This is a genomic window from Streptomyces sp. NPDC058619 (assembly GCF_042717785.1).
In the GTDB taxonomy this organism is placed as follows: Bacteria; Actinomycetota; Actinomycetes; order Streptomycetales; family Streptomycetaceae; genus Streptomyces.
The window spans coordinates 145,553-162,703 of sequence record NZ_JBHXQN010000013.1; the positions used below are offsets into that span (position 1 = coordinate 145,553).

Sequence of the window (17,151 nt, forward strand, 5' to 3'; positions counted from 1 at the left end):
GTGTTACTTCGCGGTCACACCGCACCGCCCAAACGCTAGTCTCCGCCGGAGAGGGCCACGAGACTGGGCCGTTTTGAGAACGAGGGGTGTGCAGTGGCTGGGAAGCTCGCCGTCATCGGTGCCGGACTGATGGGTTCCGGGATCGCTCAGGTCTCCGCTCAGGCGGGTTGGGACGTCGTGCTGCGCGACGTCACCGATGCCGCGTTGACCCGCGGTACGGACGGGATCAAGGCCTCGTACGACAAGTTCGTCTCCAAGGGCAAGCTGTCGGCCGAGGACGCGGAGGCCGCGCTCGCGCACATCACCACCACCACCGACCTGGACGCGGTCGCCGACGTGGACATCGTCGTCGAGGCCGCCTTCGAGAAGATCGAGATCAAGCACGAGATCTTCCGTGCCCTCGACAAGATCGTGCGCGAGGACGCGATCCTCGCCTCCAACACCTCCGCCATCCCGATCACCAAGATCGCGGCCGTGACGGAGCGTCCGGAGCGCGTCGTCGGCGCCCACTTCTTCTCGCCCGTCCCGATGATGCAGCTGTGCGAGCTCGTGCGCGGCTACAAGACGAGCGACGAAACCCTCGCCACCACCCGGGCGTTCGCCGAGTCCGTCGGCAAGACCTGCATCGTCGTCAACCGCGACGTCGCCGGCTTCGTGACGACCCGTCTGATCTCCGCACTGGTCGTCGAGGCCGCCAAGCTGTACGAATCGGGCGTCGCCTCCGCCGAGGACATCGACATCGCCTGCAAGCTGGGCTTCGGGCACGCGATGGGCCCGCTGGCCACCGCCGACCTCACGGGCGTCGACATCCTGCTCCACGCCACGAGCAACATCTACACCGAGTCGCAGGACGAGAAGTTCGCGCCGCCGGAGCTGATGCGCCGGATGGTGGACGCCGGGGACATCGGCCGCAAGAGCGGTCAGGGCTTCTACAAGCACTGACACGGTCGGGCCACTGAGCACCACCGTTCGAATGCCTTCACCCCACGGAGTGAATTAGGTATCGGTTCGCTCACGGTCGGCAACTTCCCTGCCCGCGAGGCAGTCAGTTGCAGTGAGAGTTGCCGACCACGGACCAGTCGGACCATACGTACGCAGTACTGCCGGGAGTACACATGCACATCAGGGGCGACCACGCCGAACTCGCTGTCGGGGGCCGCCTCGACGTGCGGAGCGCGGCGGACGCCCGGACGGTCCTCCACTCCGCCCTCGACGACGGCCACGGCGACCTCGTGCTCGACCTCACCGGACTCGACTCCTGGGACGCCACCGGCCTCGGCGTGATCATGGGCGCGCACCGGAGGGCCGGCCGGACCGGACGGCGCCTCGTCCTGCGCGGGGTGCCGCCGCAGATGCAGCGGCTCCTCGTCGCCACCCGGCTCCACCGCATCCTCGCGATCGAGGGCGGACTGGAAGCGGAGTCCCTGCCCAGGGTGTGATCCACCCGGCCGCCGTTTCCTGCGGAAACGTAACGGTCCGGTGGTGATGGCACCCCGGCGGTTCCGGCGCGACCGGCCACGGTCTAGGGTTCGGGCGGAAACCGGACCAGTGGCGACAGCGGAGTGTGCGACGGCCGGGCGGTACGACGGCGAGGCGCACGGCCCGCGATCGGGGGACTTGGTCATGGACCGTACACAGGGGCAGACGGCCGGGCCGGCGGACCGGTCCGAGGGCGCACCGGCCGCGCCCGCGCGCATCGTCACCCTCACCGCGGGGGACTTCTCCCTCACCGTCAACCCCGTCGACGGCAGCGAGATAGAACCCCACCGCCCCGGCGCCGACACCGGCCGCCTGCCCGCCAAGCGCGGCTCGGCCGCCCGCCGCGCCCGCGACGCGGGCGCCCGTCCCCCCGCCCTGCCCGGCCAGCCCGTCCCCGGACGGCTGCTGCCGGCCCGCGAGGAGGAGCGGGAGCGCCTCGTACGGCTGCTGGGCCGGGGACGGTCCGTACGGCTGACCGGCCCCGCCGGATCGGGACGCACCACGCTGCTCGACGCGGTCGCCGCCGAGTGCGCGGACCTCGCGCCGGACGGCGTCGTCCGGCTCAGCGGGTACGGGCACCAGCAGCCCGCGGAACTGCTGCACGCGCTGTACGCGGCCGTCTACGAGGCCCCTGAGGACCGGCCCGACCGCATCGAGCTCCTCTCCCGGGTACGAGACATAGGCGCCGTCGTCCTCCTCGACGACCTGGAGATGGGCGGCGTCGCCCTCGACGAACTGCTGCGCGCCACCCCCGAGTGCGCCTACCTGCTCGCCGCGACCCCCGACACCCGGGCCCCCTCCGACGACTCGCACCTGGAGGAGGTCTTCCTCTCCGGCCTCGGCAAGGCCGAGTGCCTGGACCTGCTGGAGGCGCGCGCGGGCCGGCCGCTGACGGACGAGGAGACCGCCTGGGCGGACGACCTGCGGTTCGCCTCCGAGGGCCTGCCGCTGCGCTTCGTCCAGGCCGCCGCCCTGCTGCGGCAGCGCGACGAGCTCAACCGCACCGACGAGGACGACGACGAGGAGGAGCCCGGCGTCTTCGAGGGGCGCCCGCGCGACACCGTCGAGGTGCCCCTGCCCACGCTCGCCGAGGGCGCGGCCCCCGCCGAGCTGCTGGCCTCGCGGGTCAGCGAGTCGGCGCGCGCCGCCCTGCGGATCGCGTGCGCGCTGGGCGGGGAGCTGCCGCACCACGCGCACCTGCCGGCACTGGTGGGGGACACCCACGCGGACACGGCGGTCGCCGAACTGCTGGCCTGCGGGCTGCTGACGCCCGTCGGGGCGCGCTTCCGGCTGGCCGCGGGGGTCGCGCGGCAGCTGGAGGAGGTCGGGTACGGCGAGACCGCCGCGGAGGAGGCCCGCACGGCCGCCCGGCACTACGCCTGGTGGACCGGGCACGCCTCGGTGACCCCGGAGCGCGTCGGCGCCGAGGCGGAGGCGGTGCTCGCCGCGCTGGCCGGCGCGGACGTGGTGGCGGCGGTGCTGCTGGCGCGCACGGCCGCTCCGGCGTTCGCGGCCTCGCTGCACTGGGAGGCCTGGGAGCGGGTGCTGCGCTCGGGCGCCGAGGCCGCGCGCAAGGCGGGGGAGGTCGCCGAGCAGGCGTACTTCCACCACGAGCTGGGCGTGCTCGCGCTGTGCGAGGGGCGCCTCGACCGGGCGCGGGCCGAGCTGGAGACCTCGATCGGGCTGCGGGGCGCGCTCGCCGACAAGCGGGGCACGGTCGCGGGGCGGCGGGCGCTCGCGCTGGTCGTGGACGGGGAGTCGGCGGGGGTGGCGGCCTCGCCGCCGCTGCGGCTGGAGGCACCGGCGGCCCTCCCGGCGGGCCCGGGCGGTACGGGCACGGACGGTGGCGCGGCCGCCCTCGCGGCGGGCACGGGCACGGGCACACGCATAGGGACGGGCACGGGCACAGGCACGGATACGGGCAAGGCCGGTGCCGCGGGCGGCGTGTCCGGCGCTTCCGCGGCCGCCGCCGCGGTGGCCGCCGCGGCCGCAGGCGCCGGGGGCGCCGCACGCACGGCCGCGGGTACGGGAGCGGCGGGCGGCGCCGCGCGCACGGCCGCGGCCGGAGGAGCCGCCACGGCCACCGGCGCACCCGCGGGAGCCGCCGGTACGCCGGCCGCGCCGGAGGCCCCGACGGCGGTCACGCCGGCCGCAGCGCCCGCGAAGGACCACGGCCCGGCGGCCACGCCGGCCGCAGGGCCCGCGAAGGACCACGGCCCGGCGGTGGCACCGGTCGCCGGCGCCCGACGCGACGCCTCGGAGGCGGTGACGCCGCTGACCCCGGTGGTGCCGGTCATCCGCCGCCCGGAGCCGCCCACGACGCTGTCGGAGGTGTTCGAGGAGGCCTTCCCGCTCACGCCGAAGCAGTCGGCCCCCGCCGCGCCGGTGCCCGCGCCCGCCCCGCGGGCCGGCCGGCGGCGCGTGCTGCTGCTCGCCGGGTCGGGGGCGCTGGCGGTGGTGGCGCTGGGCACGGTGGTGGCGCTGGCCCTGAGTTCGTCGGACGCGCCGTCGCCGGCCGATGACGGGCCGGCCGTCTCCACGTCCCCGACGGCGCCCCCGACGGTCCTGCCCGGGACGAGCGGTAACGATCCCGCGCCGACGGCGCCCGCCGAACCGGCCGCTCCCGTGGAGTCCACCGGACCCGGGGAGAGCGCCGTACCCGGGCAGACGCTCGCGCCGGCCCCGGGCCGGACCCCGGTGCGCACCCCGTCCCAGCGGCCGTCCCCGAGGCCGACGAAGACCACGCCGATGCCGGCCACGACTCCTCCCACGACCTCGGCGGAGCCGACGGCGCCGACCGGGACGCCCACGGAGGCCGGCACGCCGACGGCCACCGTCCCGCCGCCCACGGAGGCCATGCCGCCCGGCGGTGTCTGACCGCCGCCCGCCGGGGCCGGGACGCCGTCCCGGGCCCGCCGGGGCCGGTCAACCGGCTCAGAACAGGCGGAGCTTGTCGTCCTCGATGCCGCGCATGGCGTTGTAGTCCAGCACCACGCAGTCCATCCCGCGGTCCGTGGCCAGCACCTTGGCCTGCGGCTTGATCTCCTGCGCCGCGAACACGCCGCGGACCGGCGCCAGGTGCGGGTCGCGGTTCAGCAGCTCCAGGTAGCGGGTCAGCTGTTCCACGCCGTCGATCTCGCCGCGCCGCTTGATCTCCACCGCCACCGTCGCCCCGGAGGAGTCCCGGCACAGGATGTCCACGGGGCCGATGGCCGTCATGTACTCGCGCCGGATCAGGGTGTAGCCCTCGCCCAGCGTTTCGATGCGGTCGGCGAGGAGCTCCTGGAGGTGGGCCTCGACGCCGTCCTTGATGAGCCCCGGGTCGATGCCGAGCTCGTGGGAGGAGTCGTGGAGGACTTCTTCCATCGTGATGATGAGCTTCTCGCCCGCCTTGTTGACGACCGTCCACACACCGGCCTCGTCCCCGGTCCCCTCTTTGAGGGTGCAGGGCGGCGACATCCAGTTGAGCGGTTTGTACGCCCGGTCGTCCGCATGGATCGAGACACTGCCGTCGGCCTTCACGAGGATCAGACGGGGTGCCGAGGGCAGATGGGCGGTGAGCCGGCCCGCGTAGTCGACGGAGCAGCGGGCGATGACGAGACGCATGGTCGGCAACGCTACTCGACGGGACGGCCTCCACGCGATTCGCCCCTGAAAGCCCCGTTCGCCGATGGCGCGTTGTATGCGCATTCGCCTGGTGCGGCACCCACCGGGCGCCTACCGTGGTGAGCAGGAGGTTGCGGAGCGTGCACGCTGCGTCGCGATCTCCTTCCCTGCCCGTAAGGCTCCGGCAACCCAATCGGCCGGGGTCGCGAGAGGAGAACCCATGTCGCTCGACGTCTCACCGGCCCTACTCGAACAGGCCGAGCGAGGCGAGGTCGACGAAGCCGCCTTCGTCGACTGCGTCCGGACCTCCCTGCCCTACGCCTGGGAGATGATCAGCTCGCTCGTGGCCCAGCTGAAGGTGGACGGCGGCCAGTTCGCCGACAACCAGACGCCGCCGCCAGACGAGCAAGCGCGCGGGCAGCTGCTGCGCGCCCTCGCGAGTGACGCGATACGCGGTGCCCTGCAGCGGCACTTCGGAGTGCGCCTGGCGTTCCAGAACTGCCACCGGGTAGCGGTCTTCCCGCTGGATTCCTCGGTGGACGACCGGCTGGCCAAGTTCACTTCGATCCGCGGTCAGCTGCTCAACCAGTCCCCGGAAATGCGGGACTGCTAGCACCTGCCGGCGGGCACCCGCCGGCAGGCACCCGCCGGTCGATCTCAGCCGAGGCGGGGCAGGACTTCGGCGCCGAGGCGTCGTACGTTCTCCTCCGTCGCGGCGAGGTCGCCGGAGCCCTCCGTCAGGAGGGCGAACCGGGTGATGCCGGTCCGTTCCGCGGTGGCCGCCAGCCGGTCCGCCGCCAAGGCCGGGGTACCCACCGGGTGCAGGTCGCACAGCAGTTCCGTATAGGCGACCGGGTCCCGCATCGTGCGCGCGCGGCCGTCCACAGTGACGTGCGCGTCCAGGCCCTGCCTGAACCAGCCGGGCATCGCCTTCAGCAGGGTCTCGCGGGCATCCGCCGTGCGGTCCGCAAGCTGGCACACCCCGGCGGAGACGTGCCCCGCCGCCGCCACGTGCTCCGGCGCGTGCCCCGCGGCCCGGGCCGTACGCCTCCACAGCGCGACCATCGCCGCCTTGTCCTCGTCCCCGCAGTGCATGCCCAGCAGCATCGGCAGCCCGCGCTCCGCGGCCGACCGCACCGACGACGGCGACGTGCAGGCCACGATCACCTCCGGACCCGGCCCGTCCCCGTCCAGGGCCTCCGAGGGCCTCGGTACGACGGCCACCTCGCGGAAGCCGTACCGCTCGCCGGCGGCGCCCACCCGCGCCCGGGTCAGCCAGTCCCGCAGCAGGTCCAGGGCCTCCGGGAAGCCGTTCTCGTACGCGTCCAGCCCACCGCCGAACACCTCCAGGTCGACCCACGGCCCGCCGCGTCCCACCCCGAGGGTGAACCGACCGCCCGAGGTCAGGTGCAGCAGCGCCGTCTGCTCCCCGAGGGCCACCGGGTGCGTGCTCGGCAGCACGCTCACCGCCGTGCCCACCCGCAGCCGCCGGGTCCGGCCCAGCAGCAGGGCCGCCAGGGTCACCGCCGAGGGGCAGACCCCGTACGGGACGAAGTGGTGCTCGGCCAGCCAGACCGAGTCGAGTCCGGCCTCCTCGGCCACCTCCCCGGTCCGCACCGCCCGGTGCAGTGCCTCGCCCGCTCCCTGGCCCGGGAACTGGGCTGCCAGTACAAATGCTCCTACGCGCATCGCCTTTAGCCTCCTCGCGGCTGACGCGGCCTCCCCCAGGTGGACCGGTTCTTCCTATGGCAACAACGTCTGACACGTGCCAAAGGCACGGGCCGACAGGAAAGTTATTGGGATTGTCGGGCCAGTCGCCGGTGCGCGGTCCGCCCCCGGTAGACACCCTGCGGGTACCCGTGCCCGCGGCGCGTAGTCTGGGAGAAAGTCACTGCCGTCCGCCCTTCCGTGAGGTATACGTGCCACCGCGCCACAACCGCCCCAGGGGCGGCGAGACTCCGGACGAACCACCCAGCACCGGTCTCGACCGGTACGGCCTGGAGCGGACGGAGGAGTACCAGGGCGAGGAGTGGAAGATCCGGCACGTCGCCGGCGCGAGCGCGGCGGGCAAGCGCTACCGCTGCCCCGGCTGCGACCAGCAGATCCCCTCCGGAACCCCGCACCTGGTGGCCTGGCCGGAGTACGGCGGCGTGGACGACCGGCGGCACTGGCACAAGGCCTGCTGGAACGCGAAGGACCGCCGCACCTCGCGGGTGCAGCGGTCCCGTAACGCTCCCAGGCACTAGGCCCGGGCCGCGGGGTCCGGGGCGCGGAGGCCCGGCGCCCGGCGTCACACGTCCCGGCGGCCGACCGTCACGTACGAGGCGATCACGGCGGCGCCGGTGACGACCACGATGACCAGCATGTGGATGGCCGGCCCCGGCATGTCCAGGGAGACGTCGACCTCCTGCAGGCCGAACAGCGTCATCAGGGCCACCGGGGCGTTGTGTTCGAGGATCACCTGCCCGGCGGGCGCCGCACCCTCCCAGATGTTGAGCACGGCCCCTATCACCGGCGGCAGCGTGACGACCCCGAGCATCACGGCGATCGCCCCGGCCGAGTGCCGGATCAGCGCCCCGACGGCGAGCGCGAGCACGCCGAGCAGGGTGACGTAGAGGCTGCCCAGCAGCGCGCCGGACCACTCGTTCGCGGGGTGGGCGCCGGCGGCGCTCCCGCCGTGCACGATCTGCCCGGCCAGCCCGACCACGAAGACGGCGCAGGCGATGACGGTGAAGGCCGTGGCGCTGAAGACGAGGTACTTCGCGGTGAGCACGCGGTGGCGCTCCGGGGACGCGGTGAAGGTCGTGCGGACCAGACCGGTGGCGTGCTCGGAGGTGATCGTCAGGACGCCCAGCACCATGACCGCGATCTGCCCGACCAGCAGCCCGAAGAGCGCGGGCGTGGCGAAGGTGATCCCGGTGTACTCCTGGTCGGTGCTCTGCACCACGAAGAGCATCCCGATGCCGACGACCACCAGCACGAGGGAGCCCAGCGTCCACAGGGTGGAGCGGACGGACACCATCTTGGTCCACTCCGAGGCCAGGGCGTGCCCCAGGTGCGGGCGGGGCGTGGGCAGCGGGGAGCTGTAGCCCGCCGGCCGGGCCGCGGTGCGCGTCGCGCCGCCGGGCGAGGCGGCGCCGGGCACGGGGCCGCTGGGGGTGGGGCCGGTCATCGGGATTCCTCGGGGTTGTTCATCGCCGCCGCGGCGAGCTCGCCGGCGCTGCCGGGCATCAGGAAGGGCTGCCCGCCCGCCGCGGGCGGCGGGGGAGCGTAGAAGGCCGCGGCGGGGGCCTGCGGGGCCTCCTCCTCGTCCTCCCAGGCCGGGACGCTCGGGGGGTCGGGCTCCCACAGCTCGGCGCGCGGGTCCTCGGTGGAGGCGTACTCGACGGAGGACTGGGTCATCCGCATGTACGCCTCCTCCAGCGAGGCCCGGTGCGGTGACAGCTCCCACAGCCGTACGCCGGCCCCGTGCGCGAGGTCGGCGATGTGCGGCAGCTCCAGTCCGGTCACGCGCAGTGCTCCGTCGTGCTCCTTGAGGACCCGGGCGCCCGCCGCGGTGAGGGCGGCGGCCAACGTGTCCCGGCCATCCGGGCGGGTGTCGGCCGCACGGACCCGAGCGAATCCGGCCGAGTTGTGGGTGATGAACTCCTGGGTGCCCATTTCGGCCAGCAGCCGGCCCCGGCCGATCACGATCAGGTGGTCGGCGGTCAGTGCCATCTCGCTCATCAGGTGCGAGGAGACGAAGACGGTGCGGCCCTCGGCGGCCAGCTGCCGCATCAGGTTGCGGACCCAGAGGATGCCCTCGGGGTCGAGTCCGTTGACCGGCTCGTCGAAGAGCAGCACCTGCGGGTCGCCGAGCAAGGCGGTGGCGATGCCGAGCCGCTGGCCCATGCCGAGCGAGAAGCCCTTCGTGCGCTGCCGGGCCGTGTCCTGGAGGCCGACCACGGCCAGCACCTCGTCCACCCGCTTCTCCGGGATCCCGGAGAGCTGGGCGACGGCGAGCAGGTGGGTGCGCGCCCTGCGGCCGCCGTGCACCGCCTTGGCGTCGAGCAGGGCGCCGACGTGCCGCTGGGCGTTCGGCAGGTCCCGGAAGGGGAGGCCGTTGATCGTGACGTGACCGGACGTGGGCCGGTCCAGGCCGACGATCATGCGCATGGTGGTGGACTTCCCCGAGCCGTTGGGCCCGAGGAATCCGGTGACGTGCCCCGGCTTGACCTGGAACGACAACTGGTCGACGGCGGTCTTCGCGCCGAAGCGCTTGGTGAGTCCGACTGCCTCGATCATCTTGCTGCCCCTTACCAGGCCGGGACGACTTTCGCCCGCGTAAGGATTAAGAGGATAACGAGTCCCGGGTGGTTCCGTCCCGGGCATGATCCCTGAGCCGCCCCTGAGACCGGCTCGGGGATCACCCGTAGTACGTCAGGAGGACCCGGTGCTCAGGCGTCCCTCTTCTTGAGGACCAGGTAGCCCCCGAGGACGACGGCGGCGGTCCACAGGGCCATGATCCCGAAGCCGCCCCAGGGGCCGTACGGGGTCGTGCCGCTGTCCATGGCGCCCGGCACCACCTGCATGATCTTGGCGCCCGCCTGGTCCGGGAAGAACCGGGCCACCTTCCGGGTGGCCTCGACCCCTCCGAGGATGTTGGAGATCAGGAGGAAGAACGGGATCAGGATGCAGATCGCCAGGACCGAGCTGCGCAGCAGCGCGGCCGTGCCCATGGAGAACAGCGCGATCATCGCCATGTAGAGGCCGGCGCCGATGACCGCGCGCAGCACGTTGTCCTCGCCGAGGCCGATGGACCGCTCGCCCAGGATGGCCTGCCCGAGGAAGAAGGACAGGAAGCTGGTCGCGAGGCCCACGATCAGCGCCAGGGCGGTGGCGACCGTGAGCTTGCCGAAGAAGAAGCTCGCGCGGCGCGGCACGGCGGCCAGCGAGGTGCGGATCATGCCCGAGCTGTACTCGCTGCCGACCACCAGCACGCCGAAGACGATCATCGCCAGCTGGCCGAGGGTCATCCCGGCGAAGCTCGCGACGGTCGGGTCGAAGGTGAGCTGCTGCTCCGGGGGCATGTCCTTGAAGGACGCGTTGATGAACGAGCACAGCGCGGCGCTGAGGCCGACGGTGACCACCAGGGCGGCGACCAGGGTCCAGACCGTCGAGGCGACGGTGCGGATCTTGGTCCACTCGGACTTGAGGACGGCGGGGAAGGAGGACACGGTCACTCGCCGCCCTTGCGCGTCGCGTCGAACCCGGTGCCCCAGGCGGGGACGTCGGCGGGCCGGGCCGGGTTGTCGGCAGCCGCGCCGGGTGCCGCGGGTCCGCCGGGGAGGCCGGCTCCCGGGGCGTGGGCGTGGTACTCGACGGAGTCCGCCGTCATGCGCATGAACGCTTCCTCCAGTGAAGCCCGTTGCGGGCTGAGTTCGTGCAGCACGATCTGGTGCCGGGCGGCCAGCTCGCCGAGCCGCTCCGACTCCACGCCGTCGATCTCCAGCGCGCCGGACGCCGGGACGCTGACGGCGCTGATGCCGGCTTCGTGCAGGACGTCCTTGAGCCGCTCCTGCTGCGGCGAGCGCAGCCGGACGTAACTGCGGGAGTTCTGCTGGATGAAATCGGCCATCGACAGGTCCGCCAGCAGCCTGCCCTGCCCGATGACCACCAAATGGTCCGCGGTCAGCGCCATTTCGCTCATCAAGTGGGAGGAGACGAAGATCGTCCTCCCCTCCGAGGCCAGGCCCTTCATCAGATTGCGGATCCAGAGAATTCCCTCGGGGTCCAGACCATTGACGGGTTCGTCGAACATCAGGATTTCCGGATCACCGAGCAGGGCGGAGGCGATTCCCAGCCGCTGCCCCATCCCCAGCGAAAATCCTTTCGACTTCTTCTTGGCCACGGCCGTCAGGCCGACCATGTCCAGGACCTCGGCCACCCGCCGCTCCGGGATCCGGTTCGACTGGGCCAGGCACAGAAGGTTGTTGTACGCGGTGCGGCCGCCGTTCATGGACTTGGCGTCCAGCAGCGCTCCGATGTACTTCAGCGGTTCCGGCAGTTCCCGGTAGTGCTTGCCGTCGATCCGGACCGTTCCGCTGGTCGGGTTGTCGAGGTCGAGCATCATGCGCATGGTCGTGGACTTACCCGCCCCGTTGGGGCCGAGGAAGCCGGTCACCACCCCCGGTCTGACCTGGAAGCTGAGGTGGTCCACGGCGGTTTTCGCGCCGAATCGTTTCGTAAGGCCCTCAAGCTCGATCATGTGGCCACGCTAGAACGCCGAAGGGCCGTACGCCACCTCGAACAGGGGACATACGACCCTCAGACATCACCATGACGCATCGTGCGCGCCGCCCGCGCGTGGACCGCGGCGTTCTAGCGGCTCTGCTGCGCCGGAACCCCGCGCGAGACCGGCTCGTCGTCGACGATCGGGGTGGCCGCCGCGACGGCCGCACCGGTCAGCGTCGCCAGCATCTCGCGGACGTTGGTCAGCTGCGCGTTGATCGAGTCGCGGCGGTTGGTGAGCGCCGCCAGCTCGCGCTCGGACTCGCTGCGGATGCGGTCGGCCTTGGCGTTGGCGTCGGCGACGATGTCCTCGGCCTGGCGCTGCGCGGTCTCCACGGTCTGGCGGGCGCGGCGCTCGGCGTCCGTACGGAGCTTCTCGGCCTCCAGGCGCAGCTGCTCCGCGCGGTGCTCGATCTCCGCGAGGCGCTTCTCGGCCTTGGCCTGACGGCCGGCCAGGTCGCGCTCCGACTGCTCGCGGCGCTTGGCCAGGTTGGTCTCGAAGTCCGCGGCGGCCTGGGCGGCCTTGGCGCGGGTCTCCTCGAAGAGCGCGTCGGCCTCCTCGCGCTTGGAGGCCGCGTCCTTCTGGGCCTCGGTGCGCAGGGCGGAGGCGTCGCCCTTCGCCTTCTCGACGATCCGGACACCCTCGTCCTCGGCCGTCGACTTGCGGTCGGCGGCGAACGACTCGGCGTCGTTGCGCACCTGCTGGGCGGCCGACTCGGCCAGCTCGCGGTGCTGCTCGGCCGCGCGACGGGCCTCCTCGCGCAGGTCCTTCGCCTCCTCCTCGGCCAGCCGCAGGATCTTCTCGACCCGGGCGCCGAGGCCGGCGTACGACGGCTCGGCGTCGTTCACCTGGGCCTGGGCGTTCTGCGTCTCGAGGTGTAGTTCCTCGATCCGCTTTTCCAGAGAGTTGATACGTCCAAGGGCGCTGTCGCGGTCGGAGACCAGCTTGGTAATGCGGTCGTCCACCTGACCGCGGTCGTAACCACGCCGCACGAGCTCGAAGCCGAAGGGGGAGGAAGTGTCGCTCATGGGGTTCCTGTCGAATGAGACCGATGAGGTGCTACGTGAGGTGTTAGGGGGAATCCTAGGCGCCCGGACGGCGTGTCATCGAGTCAATCCGCGTTTGATCCGGACAATGACACCCCTTTTGAGTGGCAAGGCGACAGAATGCTTGTCACTCGTTCGCCTGAACCTCCATCAGGAGCACACATCACAGCGCCTGGCTAGCTCTCTGACGTCTTGCCACCCGAACGATTCGATCCCGCTGCCGCTCCGGCCTTCACGCCCCCCGCACCCTGGCCGCCGATCGCGGGCTTCCCGCCGCCCGAAGGCGCCTCGAATGATTCCAACGCCTCAAGAACGTCCTGGACACGGGAGATCTCCGCCTGAATGTCCTCGCGCCTGCGCACCAGGACCTCCAGCTCGCGGCGGCCCTCGTCGACGAGCCGTTCCGCCTCCGCCTTCGCCTGCGCGAGCGTCTTGTCGGCCTCGCGGGACACCTCGGCCTTCTTCTGCTCGGCCTCCTTCAGGAGCGCCTCGGCCTTGCGCACCGCGGCGATGCGGACCTTGCTCGCCTCGCTGCTCGCGTCCGACACCAGCTCCTTGGCCTTCGCCTCGGCCTCGACGCTCTGCTCGGTCGCCGCCCGCACCAGCTTGTCCACGCGCTCGCCGGCCGACTTCATCTGCTCGGCCGACTCCCGGCGGGCCCGCTCGTGCAGCTCCTCGACCTCCGCCTCGACCCGGTTGCGCAGCTCCTCCGCCCGCTCCCTTATGGCCGACGCGTCCGTACGCGCCCCGACCAGCAGCTCGTTCGCGTCCGTACGGGCCTTCTCCACCAGGGAGTTGCCCTCGACGGTCGACTCCGAGGTGATGCGCGCCGCCTCCTTGCGGGCGGCGTCGACCATCGCGTCGGCCTGCTCCTCGGCCGCCGTGGTGGCGGCGAGCGCCTGCTTCTGGGCGTCGGCCGTGAGCTTCTCCGCTTCCGCGAGGGCCTCGGTGACGAGCCGGTCGACCTGCTCCGCGGCCTCGCTGCGGCGCTTGTTGCCCTCCTCGCGGGCCTCGTCCAGCACGCGCTCGGACTCCGTACGGGCCTGCGACCTGATGCGCTCGGCCTCGTTCGCCGCCTCCGCCTTGACCCGCTCTGCCTCCGAGCGGGTACGCGTGGCGTGCTCCTGCGCCGAGGACAGCGCCTGCGCCGCCTCCGTGCGCAGCCGCTCGGCCTCGTTCGCGGCCTCGCCGACCGTGCGCTCGTTGTCCTTGCGGGTCCGCTCGGTGAGCTTCTCCGCCTCCGCCGTGGCCTCCGCGACGAGCCGGTCCGCCTGCTCCGCGGCGTCGCCGCGCAGCCGGTTCGCCTCGGCGCGCGCCTCGTCGCGGGTCTGCTCGGACTCCCGCTCGGCGCTCGCCAGGGTCTCGCCGGCCGCGACCGTGACGCGGTCCGCCTCCGCGGTGGCCTCGCCGACGATCCGGCCGCCTTCCGCCCGGGCGTCGTCCAGGGCCCGGGCCGCCTCGGCCCGCAGCCGCTCGGCCTCGGCCGCGGCCTCGCCGACGGTGAGTTCGTTGGCCGCGCGGGTCTCCTCGACGAGCCGGTCGCCCTCGGTACGGGACTCCACCAGGATCCGGGTCGCGTCGCGCTCGGCGCCGGCCAGGGTCTCGGCCGCCTGCTTCGTGAGCTTCTCCGCCTCCGACGCCGCCTGACCGATGAGCCGGTCCGCCTGCTCGGCCGCCTCGCCGCGCAGCCGGTTCGCCTCGGCGCGGGCCTCGTCCACGGTCGTGGCGGCCTCGGTGCGCAGCGCCTCCGCCGCGGCCTCGGCCTCGGCGACCGTGACGGCGTTCGCCGCGCGGGTCTCCTCGGTGACGAGCTCCGCCGCCGCCATCGCCTCGGCGGTGATCAGGGCGCCCTCGGCGCGGGACGCCTCCAGAGCCTCCGCCGCCTCGCCGCGGATCCGGTTGGCGTCGTCGCGGGCGTCCGCCCGGGTCCGGGCCGCGTCCCGCTCGGAGGCCGCCAGGGCGTCCGTGGCCTCCGTACGCACCCGCTGCGCGTACTCGGCGGTGTCGGTGCGCAGCTGCTCGGCCTCGGCGATCGCGTCGCCGACCGTGCGCTCCGCCAGGGCCTTCGCCGCGTCCGTCTCGGCCCGCGCCTCGGCGCGGATGCGCAGGGCGTCCCCGGTGGCCCGCTCGCGCTCCTCGTGAGCGTCGGCGCGGACGCGCGACGCCTCCTCCTCGGCCTCGGTCCTCGTCCGCTGCGCCGCGTGCTCGGCTGCGCTGCGCAGTCCGGTGACCTCTTCCTCGGCCTGCTCGTGCAGCCCGGCCACGGAATCCCGTACCTGCTGCGCGGTGGCCTCCGCCGCCGCCACGACCTCCGACGCGCGCCGCTCCGCCTCCTCGGTCAGCCAGACCGCCTCGGCCTGCGCCTCCTCGGAGCGCTTGCGGGCCTGCGCCAGCAGCTCTTCGCTCTCCTGGCGGGCCTGGGCCCGCTCGTTCTCGGCGTCGGTCCGGGCCGACGCCAGGGTCTCCTCGGACTCCCGGCGGCGCCGGGCCGCCTCCTCCTGCGCGGCGGCCAGCGCCTCGGCGGCCTCCGCGGCGACCCGCTCGGCCGCGGCCTTCGCCTCCGCGCGCAGCCGGTCCGCGGTCTCCTGTGCCTCGGAACGCACGCGCTCCGCCTCGGCCTCGGCCTCGCCGCGCAGCCGCACGGCGATCTGCTCGGCCTCCGCGCGCACCCGCCCGGCGTCCTCCGCCGCGTCGTCACGCAGCTGGTCGGCCTCGGCCTCGGACTGCGCCTGGAGGGCGCGGATGCGCTCCGCCGCCTCCGCGCGCAGCCGGTCGGCCTCCTCGGTGGCCTCCTTGCGGACGGCCTCCGCCGCCGTGCGGGCGTCGCGCAGCGTCTGCTCGGCCGTGGTCAGCCGGCCCTCGGCGTCCGTGTGCAGCCGTACGAGCTCCTCGTCGGCCTCCGCCCGCTTCGCGGCGAGCGCCTGCTCGGTCTCCTCGCGCCGCGCACGGGCCGCGGCGTCCGCCTCGGCGCGGACGGCCTCCGCCTGCTCCTCGGCCTCGGCGCGCAGCCGCTCCGCCTCGGCGCGGGTCCGGTCCAGCGTCTCCTCGGCCTGCTTGCGCAGCGTGGTGGCGCGCTCCACGGCCTCGCCACGGACCCGCTCGCTCTCGGCGGTGGCGCTGCCGCGCACCTCGTCCGCGTCGGCCCGGGACTTGCCCAGCAGCTCCTCGGCGGTCCGGGCCGCCTCCTCGATCTGCTGCACGGCCTCGCGGCGGGCCTCGCCGCGGATCCGCTCGCCCTCGGCGACGGCCTCGGCGCGCAGCTGCTCGGCCTCGCCGCGCAGCCGTCGGGCCTCCTCCTGGAGCTCGACGGTGCGGGCCCGGTACTCCTCGGTGTCGTCCTTCGCGGCGCCCTTGAGCTCGTCCGCCGTGGTCGCCGCCTGGAGGCGCAGCCGGTCGGCCTCCGCCTCGGCCTCGCGGCGGATGCGCTCGGCCTCCTCGGACGCGGCCCGGGTGGTGGCGCGGGCGTCCTGCGACGCCTTGGTCAGTACGTCCTCGGCGGTGCGGGCGGCCTTCGCCAGCTGAGCCGCCGTGTCCTCGGCCGCGGCCGTACGGGCCTGCTCGCCGGCCTCGGCGCGCAGCCGCTCGGCCTCGCCGCGGGCGTCGGCGAGCGCCTGCTCGGCCTCCGCCTTGAGCGCCTCGGACTCCTTGGTGGCCTCTCCGACGAGACGGGCGACCTGCTCCTTCGCGGTGCGGGTGCGCTGCTCGTTGACCGACTCGGCCGACGCGAGCTGGCGGGCCGCGCTCTCCTTGGCCTCGGCGAGGACCTTCTCGGCTTCGGCGCGGGCCCCGCGCAGCGCGGTGTCGGCCTCCTGCACGCGGGACTCGGCCACCCGGCCGAGGTCCATGGTCTGCTGCCGGGTCTGCTCGGCCTCGGCGGACGTGGTGGAGCGCAGCCGCTCCGCGTGCTCGGTGGCCTCCTGGGCCTGCGCGGACGCGGCGCCGAGCAGCCGCTCGGCCTCCTTGCGGGCGCGCAGCAGCATGGCCTCGGCCTCGGCGCGGCCGGTCTCGGAGGCCTCCGCGAGCCGCCGGCGGGTCTCCTCGGCGATGCGCGCGGCCTCGGCGCGGGCCGCGTTCAGGGACTGCTCGGCCTCGGCGCGGGACTCCTCCAGGAGCCGGCGCGCCTGGGACTCCGTACGGGCCCTCAGCTGCTCGGCCCAGGCCACGTTCTCGTTGACGTGGGCCTCGACGGTCTGGCGGCGCTCGCCCAGCTCCTGGTCCAGGCGCTGGCGGCGGTTGACGGCCTCGGCGTGCAGTTCGGCCTGCAGGCGCGCCTGGTGCTCGGCGTGCTCCTGGAGGATGCGCTGGGTCTGTGCCCGGGTGTCACGCAGCTCGCGCTCGGCGTCGGAGCGCATCTGGTCGGCCTGGATCTGGGCATTGCGGAGCAGCTGCTCCGCCTGGTAGCCCATGTCCGCGCCGTCGTAGGCGGGGCGGGACGCCAGAGACCGGCGTACCTCGTGGAGCTTGGCGCGCAGCACCTCGACCTGGTATCCCAGGTCCTCGGCGTGCTGGACGGCCTTCCCGCGTTCCTTCTTCAGCCGCTCCATCTCGGCTTCGAAGAGCGAGAGATGGTCGGCCTCCGCCTGATGGCTCTCCTGGCTTTCGTAGCCCCGCACAGCGCGGTCCCATCCGTCCCCTGGTCGCAAGCTCACTCCCAAGAGCATCGTCCGCCCGCTGAACGACGCCCCCGGGGAATGGTGTCAGATACCGGGGCAGGGGTCACAGGCCCCGACCCCGTCTCCGCACCGAAAC

General features: G+C 73.6%; 13 protein-coding genes. 5 read left to right on the top strand and 8 right to left on the bottom strand.

Features of this window, described 5'->3' with window-relative positions; genetic code table 11:
* Positions 1 to 93: 93 nt before the first annotated feature.
* The 3 genes from ACFWTC_RS15915 (at position 94) to ACFWTC_RS15925 (ending at position 4,356) form a co-directional block, all read left to right on the top strand.
* Positions 94 to 942 carry a 3-hydroxyacyl-CoA dehydrogenase family protein gene (locus ACFWTC_RS15915; protein WP_384026742.1) on the top strand — a complete coding sequence of 283 codons (849 nt, stop codon included), beginning with the start codon at positions 94 to 96 and terminating at the stop codon, positions 940 to 942.
* Positions 943 to 1,115: 173 nt separating this feature from the next.
* The gene (locus ACFWTC_RS15920) at positions 1,116 to 1,439 is read left to right on the top strand and encodes an STAS domain-containing protein (protein ID WP_267717808.1); all 324 of its coding nucleotides are present in this window, start codon (positions 1,116 to 1,118) and stop codon (positions 1,437 to 1,439) included.
* A 184-nt stretch (positions 1,440 to 1,623) separates the two neighbouring features.
* Complete coding sequence (locus tag ACFWTC_RS15925) at positions 1,624 to 4,356, top strand: ATP-binding protein (protein WP_384026739.1); 2,733 nt, start codon at positions 1,624 to 1,626, stop codon at positions 4,354 to 4,356.
* A gap of 57 nt (positions 4,357 to 4,413) precedes the next feature.
* On the opposite strand, the gene nucS is transcribed toward ACFWTC_RS15925, so the two are convergent.
* Positions 4,414 to 5,085: an endonuclease NucS gene (nucS, locus tag ACFWTC_RS15930; protein ID WP_031150502.1), complete on the bottom strand. Its 672-nt coding sequence runs from the start codon at positions 5,083 to 5,085 to the stop codon at positions 4,414 to 4,416.
* A gap of 220 nt (positions 5,086 to 5,305) precedes the next feature.
* On the opposite strand from nucS, the gene ACFWTC_RS15935 reads away from it, so the two are divergent.
* On the top strand, positions 5,306 to 5,698 hold the full coding sequence (locus ACFWTC_RS15935; protein WP_243336246.1) for an SCO5389 family protein: 393 nt from the start codon (positions 5,306 to 5,308) through the stop codon (positions 5,696 to 5,698).
* 44 nt (positions 5,699 to 5,742) lie between these two features.
* Here the strand turns inward: ACFWTC_RS15935 and ACFWTC_RS15940 are convergent, their stop codons facing one another.
* A complete protein-coding gene (locus tag ACFWTC_RS15940; protein WP_383928701.1) occupies positions 5,743 to 6,774 on the bottom strand; it encodes an LLM class flavin-dependent oxidoreductase in 1,032 nt (343 codons plus the stop codon).
* 230 nt (positions 6,775 to 7,004) lie between these two features.
* Here ACFWTC_RS15940 and ACFWTC_RS15945 point away from each other — a divergent pair, with 230 nt between their 5' ends.
* Positions 7,005 to 7,331 (top strand): ATP/GTP-binding protein, encoded by a 327-nt coding sequence (locus tag ACFWTC_RS15945; protein ID WP_383928698.1) that lies wholly within the window; start codon positions 7,005 to 7,007, stop codon positions 7,329 to 7,331.
* Positions 7,332 to 7,375: 44 nt separating this feature from the next.
* Here the strand turns inward: ACFWTC_RS15945 and ACFWTC_RS15950 are convergent, their stop codons facing one another.
* The 6 genes from ACFWTC_RS15950 to scy form a co-directional block, all read right to left on the bottom strand.
* Positions 7,376 to 8,257, bottom strand: a complete 882-nt coding sequence (locus tag ACFWTC_RS15950; protein WP_384026736.1) for an ABC transporter permease — start codon at positions 8,255 to 8,257, stop codon at positions 7,376 to 7,378.
* Entirely contained in the window at positions 8,254 to 9,369 is a 1,116-nt protein-coding gene (locus tag ACFWTC_RS15955) for an ABC transporter ATP-binding protein (RefSeq protein ID WP_384026733.1), read from the bottom strand. The genes ACFWTC_RS15950 and ACFWTC_RS15955 overlap by 4 nt, the downstream gene beginning before the upstream one ends.
* 152 nt (positions 9,370 to 9,521) lie before the next feature.
* Positions 9,522 to 10,301, bottom strand: coding sequence for an ABC transporter permease (locus ACFWTC_RS15960; protein ID WP_384026949.1), 780 nt, complete (start codon positions 10,299 to 10,301; stop codon positions 9,522 to 9,524).
* Between the two features lie 2 nt (positions 10,302 to 10,303).
* Positions 10,304 to 11,332 (bottom strand): ABC transporter ATP-binding protein, encoded by a 1,029-nt coding sequence (locus ACFWTC_RS15965; protein ID WP_383928689.1) that lies wholly within the window; start codon positions 11,330 to 11,332, stop codon positions 10,304 to 10,306.
* A gap of 113 nt (positions 11,333 to 11,445) precedes the next feature.
* Entirely contained in the window at positions 11,446 to 12,384 is a 939-nt protein-coding gene (locus ACFWTC_RS15970; RefSeq protein WP_267838814.1) for a cellulose-binding protein, read from the bottom strand.
* A 194-nt stretch (positions 12,385 to 12,578) separates the two neighbouring features.
* Positions 12,579 to 17,015, bottom strand: a complete 4,437-nt coding sequence (gene scy, locus ACFWTC_RS15975) for a polarized growth protein Scy (protein WP_384026730.1) — start codon at positions 17,013 to 17,015, stop codon at positions 12,579 to 12,581.
* Positions 17,016 to 17,151: the final 136 nt, after the last annotated feature.

What these genes read in the sequence shown, in the direction of transcription:
- nucS (WP_031150502.1), bottom strand. Translation starts at nt 5,085, where the DNA reads ATGCGTCTCGTCATCGCCCGCTGCTCCGTCGACTACGCGGGCCGGCTC.
- ACFWTC_RS15925 (WP_384026739.1), top strand. Translation starts at nt 1,624, where the DNA reads ATGGACCGTACACAGGGGCAGACGGCCGGGCCGGCGGACCGGTCCGAG.
- ACFWTC_RS15965 (WP_383928689.1), bottom strand. Translation starts at nt 11,332, where the DNA reads ATGATCGAGCTTGAGGGCCTTACGAAACGATTCGGCGCGAAAACCGCC.
- ACFWTC_RS15970 (WP_267838814.1), bottom strand. Translation starts at nt 12,384, where the DNA reads ATGAGCGACACTTCCTCCCCCTTCGGCTTCGAGCTCGTGCGGCGTGGT.
- ACFWTC_RS15940 (WP_383928701.1), bottom strand. Translation starts at nt 6,774, where the DNA reads ATGCGCGTAGGAGCATTTGTACTGGCAGCCCAGTTCCCGGGCCAGGGA.
- ACFWTC_RS15950 (WP_384026736.1), bottom strand. Translation starts at nt 8,257, where the DNA reads ATGACCGGCCCCACCCCCAGCGGCCCCGTGCCCGGCGCCGCCTCGCCC.
- ACFWTC_RS15955 (WP_384026733.1), bottom strand. Translation starts at nt 9,369, where the DNA reads ATGATCGAGGCAGTCGGACTCACCAAGCGCTTCGGCGCGAAGACCGCC.
- ACFWTC_RS15935 (WP_243336246.1), top strand. Translation starts at nt 5,306, where the DNA reads ATGTCGCTCGACGTCTCACCGGCCCTACTCGAACAGGCCGAGCGAGGC.
- ACFWTC_RS15920 (WP_267717808.1), top strand. Translation starts at nt 1,116, where the DNA reads ATGCACATCAGGGGCGACCACGCCGAACTCGCTGTCGGGGGCCGCCTC.